This window comes from Rhodopseudomonas boonkerdii, from assembly GCF_021184025.1.
Classification (GTDB): domain Bacteria; phylum Pseudomonadota; class Alphaproteobacteria; order Rhizobiales; family Xanthobacteraceae; genus Tardiphaga; species Tardiphaga boonkerdii.
In genome coordinates, this window is the sequence record NZ_CP036537.1 from 1,350,044 (window position 1) to 1,362,520 (window position 12,477).

The 12,477-nt window shown below is 61.1% G+C and carries 14 protein-coding genes; 13 read left to right on the top strand and 1 reads right to left on the bottom strand.

Translation table 11 applies throughout. The features are described from left to right. Positions 1 to 28: 28 nt before the first annotated feature. Complete coding sequence (gene hutX, locus E0H22_RS06285) at positions 29 to 535, top strand: heme utilization cystosolic carrier protein HutX (protein ID WP_233024790.1); 507 nt, start codon at positions 29 to 31, stop codon at positions 533 to 535. 2 nt (positions 536 to 537) lie between these two features. On the opposite strand, the gene E0H22_RS06290 is transcribed toward hutX, so the two are convergent. Then, positions 538 to 1,440 carry a LysR family transcriptional regulator gene (locus tag E0H22_RS06290; RefSeq protein ID WP_233024791.1) on the bottom strand — a complete coding sequence of 301 codons (903 nt, stop codon included), beginning with the start codon at positions 1,438 to 1,440 and terminating at the stop codon, positions 538 to 540. A gap of 160 nt (positions 1,441 to 1,600) precedes the next feature. Between E0H22_RS06290 and E0H22_RS06295 the strand changes: the two genes are divergently transcribed. From E0H22_RS06295 to tolB, 12 genes are all read left to right on the top strand, one after another. Then, positions 1,601 to 2,818: an amino acid ABC transporter substrate-binding protein gene (locus tag E0H22_RS06295; RefSeq protein ID WP_233024792.1), complete on the top strand. Its 1,218-nt coding sequence runs from the start codon at positions 1,601 to 1,603 to the stop codon at positions 2,816 to 2,818. Between the two features lie 28 nt (positions 2,819 to 2,846). Beyond that, positions 2,847 to 3,713 (top strand): branched-chain amino acid ABC transporter permease, encoded by an 867-nt coding sequence (locus E0H22_RS06300; RefSeq protein ID WP_233024793.1) that lies wholly within the window; start codon positions 2,847 to 2,849, stop codon positions 3,711 to 3,713. Further along, positions 3,710 to 4,660, top strand: coding sequence for a branched-chain amino acid ABC transporter permease (locus tag E0H22_RS06305; protein WP_233024794.1), 951 nt, complete (start codon positions 3,710 to 3,712; stop codon positions 4,658 to 4,660). The genes E0H22_RS06300 and E0H22_RS06305 overlap by 4 nt, the downstream gene beginning before the upstream one ends. After that, complete coding sequence (locus E0H22_RS06310; RefSeq protein ID WP_233024795.1) at positions 4,653 to 5,414, top strand: ABC transporter ATP-binding protein; 762 nt, start codon at positions 4,653 to 4,655, stop codon at positions 5,412 to 5,414. Before E0H22_RS06305 ends, E0H22_RS06310 begins: the two co-directional genes overlap by 8 nt. A gap of 7 nt (positions 5,415 to 5,421) precedes the next feature. After that, positions 5,422 to 6,138, top strand: coding sequence for an ABC transporter ATP-binding protein (locus E0H22_RS06315; protein ID WP_233026170.1), 717 nt, complete (start codon positions 5,422 to 5,424; stop codon positions 6,136 to 6,138). A gap of 27 nt (positions 6,139 to 6,165) precedes the next feature. Next, complete coding sequence (cnbZ, locus tag E0H22_RS06320) at positions 6,166 to 6,921, top strand: 2-amino-5-chloromuconate deaminase CnbZ (protein WP_233024796.1); 756 nt, start codon at positions 6,166 to 6,168, stop codon at positions 6,919 to 6,921. Between the two features lie 65 nt (positions 6,922 to 6,986). Next, a complete protein-coding gene (locus E0H22_RS06325) occupies positions 6,987 to 7,688 on the top strand; it encodes a TetR/AcrR family transcriptional regulator (RefSeq protein WP_233024797.1) in 702 nt (233 codons plus the stop codon). Between the two features lie 128 nt (positions 7,689 to 7,816). Beyond that, the gene (locus tag E0H22_RS06330) at positions 7,817 to 8,299 is read left to right on the top strand and encodes a DUF2852 domain-containing protein (protein WP_233024798.1); all 483 of its coding nucleotides are present in this window, start codon (positions 7,817 to 7,819) and stop codon (positions 8,297 to 8,299) included. Between the two features lie 380 nt (positions 8,300 to 8,679). Continuing rightward, positions 8,680 to 9,390 (top strand): protein TolQ, encoded by a 711-nt coding sequence (gene tolQ, locus E0H22_RS06335; protein ID WP_233024799.1) that lies wholly within the window; start codon positions 8,680 to 8,682, stop codon positions 9,388 to 9,390. Between the two features lie 37 nt (positions 9,391 to 9,427). Beyond that, the gene (locus tag E0H22_RS06340) at positions 9,428 to 9,901 is read left to right on the top strand and encodes an ExbD/TolR family protein (protein WP_233024800.1); all 474 of its coding nucleotides are present in this window, start codon (positions 9,428 to 9,430) and stop codon (positions 9,899 to 9,901) included. A 21-nt stretch (positions 9,902 to 9,922) separates the two neighbouring features. Next, the gene (gene tolA / locus E0H22_RS06345; protein WP_233024801.1) at positions 9,923 to 10,987 is read left to right on the top strand and encodes a cell envelope integrity protein TolA; all 1,065 of its coding nucleotides are present in this window, start codon (positions 9,923 to 9,925) and stop codon (positions 10,985 to 10,987) included. A gap of 68 nt (positions 10,988 to 11,055) precedes the next feature. Beyond that, positions 11,056 to 12,381: a Tol-Pal system beta propeller repeat protein TolB gene (gene tolB / locus E0H22_RS06350; protein ID WP_430715220.1), complete on the top strand. Its 1,326-nt coding sequence runs from the start codon at positions 11,056 to 11,058 to the stop codon at positions 12,379 to 12,381. Positions 12,382 to 12,477: the final 96 nt, after the last annotated feature.

A 12,477-nucleotide genomic window follows, 5' to 3' on the forward strand; every position in this document is an offset into this window, starting at 1 on the left:
TGCGCCTCGATCGATCACGGAGCACATCATGTTGAATGCCGACTTGCCTGCACTCCAGGCTTATATGGCGGAGAATCCCGGCGCCGTGATCGAGACCGTGGCCCATGAGCGCGGCGTGACGCCACGGGCGGTCATCGAGGCGTTGCCGTCCGGAATGGTGAAGCTCGGTGGCGGTGCTGACGCATTCGTTACGGTGATGCAGGACATCGCCGAATGGGGCGAGGTGACGCTGATCGTCCATACGGATGACGGCATCTTCGAAACCACTGCGCCGTTGTCGCCCGGCAAGCTCGGCCATGGCTACTACAATCTGACCGAACCGAAGGGCCTGCATGGCCATTTGCGGCATGAACGGTGTGGCGGCATTGCGTTCGTCGAGCGGCCGTTCATGGGCAAGTCATCGGCCTTCGTCGCCTTCCTGAATGTCGATGGCGGCGTGATGTTCAAGGTCTTCGTCGGCCGAGACGAAACGCGCGCGCTGAATCAGGACCAGCTCGCGCGGTTTCGTGCACTGGCGGCGCAGATCGTTGCTTGATCCTATTCGTCGAGTTCCTTCATCCGTGCCATCAGCATTTCTGCCACCAGCCGTGTCGATGGCGAGGAGATGCGCGCGGCGAGCTGGACAAGAGCGACCTGGGTTGCTTCCAGGCGCTTGTCGCGGAGGGGGACTGCTGTCAGGTGGCCGGCATTGATCGATGCCATGGCGGAGACCATGGGCAGGAAGGTCGCGAGATCGGTCCGGGCGGTGATGGTTTGCGTGAAGGCCAGCGAATTGGTTTCGCTGCACATTTCCAGTTGAATACCAGCTTGGGCGCAGGATTTGTCGAGCTCTTGGCGGATGCCGAAGGACGTGTCCGGCAGGATGACGCGCAAGCCGGCCAAATCCTTCATGCGCAATGACATCTGACCTGCCAGTGGATGTCGCGGCGAAACGATCAAACAGACCGGCTGGCGCATGCGGCCGAGCTCGTTGAGATCGCGCTGGTTGGCGCGGCCGAAGATCAGGCCGAGGTCGACTTCGTTTTGTCCGACCAGCTCAACCACGTCGCGCGAGCCGACGGCGGTGACCGATAAAGCGATGCCGGGATATTGCTGGGACAGATTGGCGAAGACGCCTGGCAGGAAGTCCGACAGCATGCCTTCCACCGTGGCGATCTTCACCTGGCCGCGGCGCAGCGATGCGAATTCCTCGACCTGGCTGCGCAAACCATCGAGCTGGTTGCGATTGTCGATTGCATAGCGATAGAGCACGTGGCCGGCATCCGTCAGGTTCATGCCGCGTGCGCCGCGCTCGAACAGTTTGACGGCCAGCTCCTCTTCCAGCCCCTGCACCTGCCGGCTGATGGCGGACGGGGCGATCCGCAGCGCCGTGGCCGCCTGTTTAATCGATCCACATTCGGTGACCATGCGAAAATAGCGGATGGCAGTGGATTCGATCATCGAGCGGCCTCTCATATGCCATGCCCGCTACGGCGGCAGCGGTTGACTAGCGTTCTGATTTTCAGATCGGCTGCGTCGAAATTCAATGCTTTTATTCGATATCTAAATTTGTCAGACTTTTTGCCGGGTCAAAAGTCACCGTTCCTGATGGAGAGCTTGGATGTTTCACCTCCGGTCTGCCTTCCCGACACGCCTTTCAGCTCTCGTGCTGGCGGTGGCCGGCTTTGCCGCGGGGACGACAGTTGCGTCGGCGCAGGATGTCATCCGCTTCGGTGCGCCGCTGCCGATCACAGGCCCGCTCGCGCCGGAAGCTGTGAAACAGCAGCAGGGCTACGATCTCTGGGCCGAACAGGCCAACAAGGCTGGCGGCATCAATGTCGGTGGCAAAAAGTACAAAGTCGAAATCGTCTATTCCGACTACCAGTCGAATACGCCGCGCTCGGTGCAGACCACCGAACAGATGATCACCCAGGAAAAGGTGAACTTCATGTTCGGCCCGTTCGGCTCGGGCGCCGCCAAGGCCGCGAGCACGATCGCCGAAAAGTACAAGATGCCGATGTTGGCGGCGACCGCATCCTCGGTGCAGGTCTATGACCAGAACTACAAATATCTGTTCGGCACCTTTACGCCCAATGACACGCTGACCACGCCGCTGACCAAGCTCGTCAAGGCCAAGGCCGCAGACGTGAAGAAGGTCGCGATTCTCGCCCGCAACGACCTGTTCCCGCTCGCCATCGCGCAGGAAATGGAGAAATCGGCCAAGGAAAACGGGCTCGAAGTGGTCTATTTCGAGAAATATGCGATCAACACGCTCGATCACTCGGCGACGCTGTCGCAGATCAAGTCGCTGTCACCCCAGTGGATCTTCGTCACCGGCTACACCAACGACCTGCTGCTGGTCCGCAAGCAGATGGCCGACCAGCAGATCAAGGCTGGCGTCGTCACCATGATTGCAGGTCCGGCCTATCAGGAATTCATCGATTCCGCCGGGCCGACGGCCGAGAATATTTCCAGCGCGTCGTGGTGGCATCCGGCCGAAAAATATGACGGCAAGGACATCTTCGGCTCGACAGCCAATTTCGTGAAACTGTTCAAGGACAAGTACAAGTCCGAGCCGGACTATGCGCATGCCTCCGCGGCGGTCTGCGGCGCCCTGTTCCAGATGGCCATCGAGAAAGCTGGTTCGCTCGATCGCGACAAGGTGCGTGACGAGCTCGCCAAGATGGACGTCGTCACTTTCTGGGGACCCGTGAAATTCGGCGCCAACGGCCAGATCAATTCGCTGGAGCCTCCCGTCTTCCAGATTCAGGGCGGCAAGCCGATCGTGCTGTTCCCTGAGGCGATCAAGCAAGGCGACTTCAAATTCGGTGTGAACTGAGCACGGCCGGGACCGGCGAGGGGACGACATGCTGGCAGTCCAGGTTCTCATCAACGCACTCGTGCTCGGGTGCCTCTATGCCTGCATCGCCATCGGCTTCTCGCTGGTCTGGGGTGTCCTCAACGTTATCAACCTGATCCATGGCTCCTTCATCGTGCTCGGAGCCTATCTGGCATGGGGCGCGTATAACGGGCTCGGATTGTCGCCCTGGTACTCACTGCTGATCGCGGCGCCGGCCTTCTTCTTGTTCGGCTATGTCTTGCAGCGGGTTCTGCTCAATCGTGTCATCACTGCACCGGTGCTGGTGACGCTGACGTTGACCTTCGGGCTCGATCTGATCCTGAACAATGCGATGATCTATTATTTCAAGGCGGATTATCGGAAGCTCATCCTCAATCCGCCCACCGGTTCCATCTCGATCTTCGACGTGGTCGTGCCGATCGATCGCCTGATCGCCACCGGCGCGGCGTTGCTGCTGACATTTCTACTCTATCTGCTGTTGCGTCGCTCCAGGGTCGGTCGCGCCATTGTTGCGGTCCGTCTCGATCGCGACGCCGCTGTCCTGATGGGCGTCGATGTCAAATCCATCTACGCCGTCGCTTTCGGTCTTGGCGCGGCGCTGGCCGGCTGCGCCGGCGTGCTGATGGCACTGATCTTCCCCATCTCGCCGCTGACCTCCTCGGCCTATCTCGGCAAGGCTTTCGTGGTGTGCGTGCTCGGTGGTCTCGGTAGCGTTTCGGGCGCGCTGGCCGGCGGCCTGCTGCTGGCTTTGGTTGAGGGTATCGGTTCGATCTATCTCGGCCCGGCTCATGCGGTGACGCTGTCTTTCGTTCTGCTGATCGTGTTTCTCATCGTCAGGCCGCAGGGCCTGCTCGGCCGGAAAGGCTTTGAATGACCCGGTCTCACTACGCTCTGTTCGGCTTCCTTGCCTGTGTCGCGACGCTCCCGCTGTTTGGTGAAGCCTATGCGCTCAGGCTCGGCACCATCGCCTGCATGTATGCCGTGTTCGCGCTGTCATGGAACATTGTAGGGGGCTTTGCCGGCTATCCTTCTTTCTCGACTGCGGCCTTCTTCGGCCTCGGCGCCTATACGACCGGCATCCTGATGAACAAGGGTGTGCCTTTGTTGGTGTCGGTCGGCGTGGCGCTGGCGTTTTGCCTGCTGTTGGCGGCTCTGTTTGGCGCCGTGTTGTTGCGATTGCGTGGACACTACTTTGCCATCGCGTCGCTATCGCTGGTCGAGGTGTTTCGCGAACTCGTCAACAACGCGACCGATCTCACCGGCGGAGGTATGGGCCTCAACATTCCGCTGGTGTCGGGATCGAGCGTGATGTCGGATGCGACCTTCTTCTTCTATGCGATGTGGGGTCTGCTGCTGATCACGGCGATCACGGTCACGATCGTCGCGACATCGAAACTCGGTTTCGGCCTCAATTGCATCCGCCAGAACGAGACCGCGGCGAGCATGGTCGGCCTCAACGCAACGCTCTACAAGGCGATTGCCTTCGGCCTGTCCGCCTGTTTCGTGGGCGCAGCGGGTGGGCTCTATGCCGCCTGGGTGCATTACATCGATCCGTCCGACGTGTTCGATATCCTGTACTCGGTGAAGCCCATCGTGATGGCGCTGATGGGCGGCCTCGGCTCACCGCTTGGTGTGGCGCTCGGCGCGTTCGTTTATCTCGGCCTCGAAGAGGTGGTGTGGCGCAACTACATCCAGATCCATTCCGGCGTGCTTGGCGTGCTGATCATCCTGTTGCTGCTGTTCCTGCCGCATGGTCTGGTGTCGCTGCGGATCGAGAAAATCCGGCAGGCGCTGTTTGGACGAAAGGCGAGCCATGTCTGAGCCCGCGCACGAAATCCTGCATCTCAGCAACGTCTCCCGTCACTTCAGCGGCCTCAAGGCGTTGAGCGACGTGTCGCTCTCGGTCAACAAGGGAGAGGTGGTCGGGTTGATCGGCCCCAACGGAGCCGGCAAGACGACGCTGGTAAACACGATCTGCGGTGTCACGCCGGCGTCCTCGGGCGTTGTGACTTTCGATGGCAAGGACATCACGCGGATCAAGACCTATCAGTCTGCGCGCATGGGGCTGTCGCGTACGTTCCAGATCGTGCAGCCATTTGCGGAGTATTCGGCGCTCGACAACGTTGCCGCCGCTGCCTTGTTCTCGCAGCCCGGCGAAAGCTTGAAGTCGGCGAGGGAAGCCGCGCGAGCGCATTTGTCATTCGTTGGCCTCGACGCTCAGGCCGACCAGCCGGCGGCGACGCTGACCCTGGCCATGCGCAAGCGGCTCGAACTCGCCAAGGCACTGGCGATGAGACCGAAGCTGCTGTTTCTCGACGAGGTGAATGCCGGCCTCAACAGCGCCGAAGTCGAGCGCGCCACCAAGCTCATTCATCAGCTCGCAGCGGATGGCATCACCATCGTGATGATCGAACATCTGATGAAGGTTGTGCTGAATGTCTGTACCCGTATCGCGGTGCTGCATAACGGCAGGATGATCGCCGACGGTGCGCCCCGCGACATCATCAAGGATCCGGCTGTCGTCGATGCCTATCTGGGTCAGCAATATGCACAACGGAACGCCGCCCGTGGCTGATCATCCCATGCTCGAACTCAAACAGATTTGCGCCGGCTACGGCGAGATTCAGGTGCTGTGGGGCATCGACATGGCGGTGCGTTCCGGCGAGATCACCGCGCTGATCGGCTCCAATGGCGCCGGCAAGACGACGCTGATGCGCGCGCTCTCCGGACTGGTCGCGCGGCAGTCTGGCAGCTACATATCCGAAGGCGTCGATCTGTCGAAGGCATCGGCGGCGGAAATCCTCGCTCATGGTATCGTCCATGTGCCTGAGGGACGTCGCCTGTTTGGTGCGATGAGCATCGAGGACAATCTCCTGATGGGGGCCTATTCGCGCAAGGCTAGCAGCGCCGAACTGAAGCGAGATCTCGACCGTGTCTATGCGACATTCCCAAAGCTGCGTGAACGCCGCACGCAGGCGGCGGCTACGCTTTCTGGCGGTGAGCAGCAGATGTGCGCCATCGGCCGTGGTTTGATGAGCGCGCCGCGCTTGCTGATGATCGACGAATTGTCGCTCGGCCTGTCGCCGCTGCTCGTCGAGCAACTCGTCGCGGCGCTGCGCAAGCTCAATGCCGAGGGCATGTCGATCCTGCTGGTGGAGCAGGACGTCACGACGGCGCTCGATCTCTGCCATCACGCCTACATCATGGATATGGGCCGTATCGTGCGCGCCGGGCAAGGTGACGAACTCCTCGCCGATCCCATCATTCGCGACGCCTATCTCGGCGTCCTCGAAGACTGACCGTCATTTTACTGAAGAGAGGCCAACATGATCGCTACGGTGGAAGCTCCCAACAGCGGCTATCGCTACATGCCCGGTGTGTTCCAATATTCCTGCGGCGTCGGTGCGCTGCCGGGTTTTGCGCTGGAGCGTGTGCGCTTTTCCAAAGTCGTGCCGCTGAAGGAGGGCTTTGCCCGTATCGCCGAGATCATCAAGGCCGCCGGCCGGCCGCTGACGTCCTTCGCCGCCTGCGAGCTCCGCTCTCCCGCCCCCTTCACCGAGCAGGGCTTTGTCGATTTCAACGAGATCTACATCAAGACGCTTGAAGACTGGGGCATCATGAAGGACCGCGTGAATCCGATCGCGCGCAGCAATGTCTGTCCGAAGATCGATCCGCCGCCGGCGCCGGGCTTCCACGCTTTCGCCTTCACCACCGTTGCGCCAAATGCGCCGTCCTCCTTTGTCATCGCCGGCAGCGGTGAGGCGGCCGAAGGAAAGGGCAACTACCGCGACCACACGGTGCGGTTCGGCGATACCAGCCCCTCCGGCATGCTGGAAAAGGCAAAATTCGTGCTCGACGAGATGGAGCGCCGCATGAGCGCCTTTTCCGGCGACTGGAGCCAGACCACGGGCGCCCAGCTCTATACCGTCCAGGACGTCTACCCGATCCTGGAAGGCGAGCTTGGCCGCCGCGGCGTCTTCCGCAACGGTCTGACCTGGCATTTCAACCGTCCGCCGATCGAAGGCCTCGAATATGAGATGGACTGTCGCCGGGTCCATCACGAGCGCGTGGTCGAGGTCTGATCGAGCTCCTGATCCAGCGTCTTTCAGGATGACCTGTTGATCCAGCTCATGTAAAAGCCCTTTACATGAGCTGGCACAAGGACCGCCGCGGCGAACGCGGCTATCACCACGGCAATCTGAAGGAGGCGCTGCTGCAGGCAGCGCTGGGCTTGATCGCTGAGAAGGGACCGGCAGGCTTCACCTTCGCCGATGCCGCGCGTACGGCCGGTGTCAGCGCCGCCGCACCCTACCGCCATTTTCGCGACCGTGACGATCTCCTGGCCAATATCGCCCAGCGTGGCTTCGAGCAATTCGAGCAGACGCTGGCGCAGGCCTGGGACGATGGCCGGCCAAACACGGTCACCGCCTTTGAACGCCTCGGCAAGGCCTATCTGGCTTTCGCTCGCAACGAGCCCGCCTTCTATTCGGCCATGTTCGAATCCGGAATTCCCGCGGATTCCAGTCCAGAATTGATGGCAGCGGGGGAGCGGGCTTTTGGCGTCATCCGCGCCGCTGCCGAGCGTCTTGCGGCACTGACGCCGCCGGGTGTGCCGCGTCCGCCGGCTCTGATGATGGCGCTGCATATCTGGTCGATGTCCCATGGCATCGCCTCGTTGTTCGGCCGCGGCGATGCCGCGCGGCGCAAGCTGCCGATGTCGCCGGACGACCTGCTGGAAGCAGGAGCGCTGATCTATTTGCGCGGATTGGGGTTTCCGACCGATCGGCCTCCGGACAACAACGAGGCTTCTGTGCCGAAATCCGGCCCGTGGGGCTCGGCGCCCAAATAGTCGCAGGCCACCTCGCAATTATGTGAGCGGCCGGTCTTGAGCCCGCCTTGACAAAATCCGAGTGTGGTTTACGTATGTAAATGTTATTTACATTCACAAGCGGCATGGTGCCGCCGATGGAGAGGACGATGTCCGACACTGCAGATCTCAATCGCTGGGGCCGTCCCTACGATGAGCGCGTGACCTATGGCCTTCGTTCGCCATGGCACATCGTGCTGATTGTTCTTGGTTTTATCGTCTGGTGGCCGATTGGCCTCGCACTTCTCTTCTTCAAACTCGGGAGCAGAAACATGGGTTGCTGGGATCGTCAGGGGCGTTTCGAACACAAGATGCAGCGAATGCAGGACAGGATGGAGCGCATGCGCGGCCGCATGGAGCGCCATGGTTTCGGGGCCGGTTTCGGCTTCGGTCCGCCGTCATCGGGTAACCGAGCGTTCGATGAATACCGCATGGAAACGTTGCGCCGGCTCGAGGAAGAGCAGCACGAGTTCAAGGATTTTCTCGAGCGTCTGCGCCATGCCAAGGACAAGGAAGAGTTCGATCAGTTCATGGCCCAGCATCGCCAGCGTCCAACCCCGCCGGCGGGCAACAACGACCAGCCGCAGGGCTGATGTAAACGGACGCAACATACTGCGCTGCAGCATTGCTCAGCCTTCGCCCGATACCGCCCGCCTGCTCTCGCAGGCGGGCGGTTCTTTTGCTGTTCACGTAATGGTCACGAACAAGCGAATGAAGCTTCATTTCTCCGCAAAGCGGCCCGTGGTAACGCAACGTTAACCATAGCCGCGCTCTGGTAAGGCCTGCAGAAATGTGCGGGAAGCCCTTGTTTTGACATGTTGGCAGGGAATTTAAGGCCCGGCCTCGGACGGGTCATCCATGCAACACAACAAGGACAGGCCTTGGCGCTGCAGCGCCCGGTGCGGCGTGTGGCTGCAAGATCGGTCGGCGGGACGCCGGTCGAAGGGGAATTTGCGTTGAGAGGATACTACTCATGAATCCGGATGTCGCACAGTCAGCCTTGCCGCTGGTGTCGTCCGATGTGTCGCTGATCTCGCTGTTCTTGCAGGCGCACTGGATCGTCAAATTCGTCATGCTGGGGCTGATCGGCTGTTCGGTCTGGGTCTGGGCGATCGCGATCGACAAGATGTTCCTCTATTCCCGTTCCCGCCGTTCGATGGATCGGTTCGAGCAGGCCTTCTGGTCGGGCGAGTCCATCGAGGAGCTTTATCGCGCGCTGTCGGCCAAGCCCACGCAGTCCATGGCAGCCTGCTTCGTCGCTGCGATGCGCGAGTGGAAGCGGTCGTTCGAAAGCCAGGCGCGATCCTTCACCGGCCTGCAGATGCGCATCGACAAGGTGATGAACGTCTCGATCGCGCGCGAGGTCGAGCGGCTGGAGCGCCGCCTGCTGGTGCTGGCAACGGTCGGTTCGGCAGGGCCCTTCGTCGGCCTGTTCGGCACCGTCTGGGGCATCATGACCAGTTTCCAGGCCATCGCCTCGTCGAAGAACACCTCGCTCGCGGTGGTCGCGCCGGGTATCGCCGAAGCGCTGTTCGCCACCGCCATTGGCCTTATCGCCGCCATCCCGGCGACGATTTTCTACAACAAATTCATGGCAGAAGTGAACCGGCAGGCCCAGCGTCTGGAGGGCTTTGCCGACGAGTTCTCGGCTATCCTGTCGCGCCAGATCGATGAGCGCGCGTGATGAACCCCGTATTTGATATTGCGATGAGCGCCTGACGATGGGGATGAATGCAGCAGCAGGCGGTGGGGGCGGTGGCCGGCGAGGACGCCGGCGCGCGGCTGTCATGGCCGAAATCAACGTCACCCCGATGGTCGACGTAATGCTGGTGCTGATGATCATCTTCATGGTCTCGGCGCCGCTGATGACCTCGACCATCGATATCGACCTGCCCATCGCCAGCGGCGGCAAATCGATGTCGCAGAACACACCGCCGCTCACCGTCTCGGTGAAGCGCACCGGCGGCAACTGCAATTCCGCGGTGGAAACCTATGTCGGCGACGCGCTGGTTCCGGCAAACGAACTGGCCGCCAAGATCACTGCGATCCGCTCCACGCGCTCGGAAACGGACAACACCGTGTTTCTGCGTGGCGATCGGGACGTCTGTTATACGGATATGATGAAGCTGCTCGGCATGGTTCGCGCTGCCGGGTTCAAGGCCAATATCGTGATCCTGCCGGAGCAGGGATCGTAAGGCGACGACGCAAGCGTAACCATGAGCCAGATGAGAGATATCATCGCCAGGATCGACAAGACGCTGATTGCGTCGGTGGTCCTGCATGTGCTCGTGATCGGCTGGGGCCTGCTCACTTTTTCCTCCAGGGCGCTGGAGGTGATGCCGGAAGATTCCGTGGCGGTGGATGTCATTTCCGATGATCAGCTCGCCAAGGCTATGGCAGGTGAAAGAACCGGCAAGAAGGACAATCCGAAGCCGAAGGTCGAGAAGATCGCGGAAGCCAAGCCGCCGGATGAGGCGGTCGGCAAGGTCGACGACAAGAAGGCGCCGGTGATCACCGAAGTCGCGCCGAAGGAGCAGCCGAAGACCGAGGACAAGGCCGCGGCCGAAGCTGCAGCCAAGGCGGAAGCCGCGGCCAAGGCTGAGGCTGCAGCCAAAGCTGCGGCAGATGCCAAGGCCAAAGCTGAAGCGAAGGCTGCTGCTGCGGCAGAGGCGAAACAGCTGGCAGAAGAGAAAGCCGAGGCCGACGCCAAGGCGCAGGCTGAAGCCAAGGCAAAGGCCGAAGCGCAGGCCAAGGCGAAAGCAGAAGCCAAGGCCAAGGCTGAGGCGAAAGCCAAGGCGGACGCCGAAGCGAAAGCCAAGGCAGAGGCCAAGGCAAAAGCCGAAGAAGCGAAGAGGGCGGAGCGCGTGTTCGACCAGTCGAAGATCGCTGCGCTGATCGACAAGCGCGACCCGACACGCAATTCGGCGACCGGCTCCGACCTCAATCCGACGGCCGCGCTAGGTCTTTCCAAAGGCAATGCGGCCAACAACGTCGCGACTTGGGGGGCGATGTTCAAGTCTCAGGTCGAGCGCTGCTGGAAGAAGCCCTATGGCGGCGTCGAGGCGCAGTTCACTCAGGCCATTTTCAGCGTCAGGCTGAAGCGTGACGGCACGCTGGAAACGACACCCTCTGCGATCAGCAATCCATCGACGCCATACTTCCGTGTCTATCAAGAGAGCGCGCTGCGTGCCATCATCGAGTGCCAGCCCTATAGATTGCCGGCGGCTTTTTTTGACGAGTGGAAGTTCTTTGAGCCCGTTTTCACCGAGCGTGCATCCTGAGCCAGACCGGCCGCCGACCGCAGATCGAGTAAAGCTATAATATGACCGACAACAATGGATTGCCCCTGATGTTTTCCCGTCCAAGCCGCCGTCAGATCATCACGGGCATGGCATCGCTCGGCCTTTTGGCGGGGACGGGCGCGCGCACGGCTTTCGGTCAGGCCCGCGTGCAGATCACCGAAGGCAATGTTGCGCCGCTGCCGATTGCGATTCCGACGTTCAATGCAGGCACCGGTGCCGATAATGAAGTCAGTAACGGCGTGTCGCAAGTCATCACCAACAATCTGAAGCGCAGCGGCCTGTTCGCGCCGATCGATCCCGCCGCCTTCGTGGAGAAGACCGTCAATATCGACGCGCCGCCAAATTTCCAGAACTGGAAGACCGTCAACGCGCAGGCCCTTGTCACCGGTCGCATGACCCGTCAGGGCGACGGTCGTCTCAAGGCTGAATTCCGTCTGTGGGACGTTGCCACCGGCCAGCAGCTCGCCGGTCAGCAATATTTCACCTCGCCGGAATACTGGCGCCGTATCGCCCATATCATCTCGGACCAGATCTATGAACGTCTGACTGGCGAAAAAGGTTATTTCGACAGCCGCATCGTGTTCGTGGACGAGACCGGCGCCAAGGAGCGCCGTGTCAAACGCCTCGCGCTGATGGATCAGGACGGCGCCAATGTCCGCTATCTCACCCGCGGCGCCGATCTCGTGCTGACCCCGCGCTTCTCGCCATCGACGCAAGAGATCACCTATATGGAGTTCGGCCAGGGCGATCCGCGCGTCTATCTGTTCAATATCGAGACCGGCCAGCGTGAGATTGTCGGTAACTTCCCAGGCATGTCGTTCTCGCCGCGCTTCTCGCCGGATGGACAGCGCGTGATCATGAGCCTGCAGCAGGGCGGCAATTCGAACCTGTTCGTGATGGATCTGCGCTCCAAGTCGACCACGCGGCTCACCGACACGCCGGCGATCGATACTTCGCCATCCTATGCGCCGGACGGCAGCCGCATCTGTTTTGAGAGCGATCGCGGCGGCAAGCCGCAGATCTATGTGATGGGTGCGAATGGCGGGGGCGCGCAGCGCATCTCGTTCGGCGAGGGCAGTTATTCGACTCCGGTATGGTCGCCGCGCGGCGACTATATCGCCTTCACCAAGCAGGGCGGAGGTCAGTTCTCCATCGGTATCATGAAGCCGGATGGTTCGGGTGAGCGCATTCTTACCTCGGGCTATCACAACGAAGGTCCGACATTCGCACCGAACGGCCGCGTGATCATGTTCTTCCGCGACATGGGTGGCGGGCCGTCGCTGTTTACGGTCGACGTCTCCGGCCGCAACGAGCTGAAGGTGCCGACGCCGGGCTATGCCTCGGATCCGGCATGGTCGCCGCTGTTATCGTAAACGCTTCCTTGCGATCGGGGGGCGGATTGCCGGCTATTACCGGCAAACTTTACCCACCGCTCTGAATTTACAGGCAGATTTCCTGTTTATGCAGAT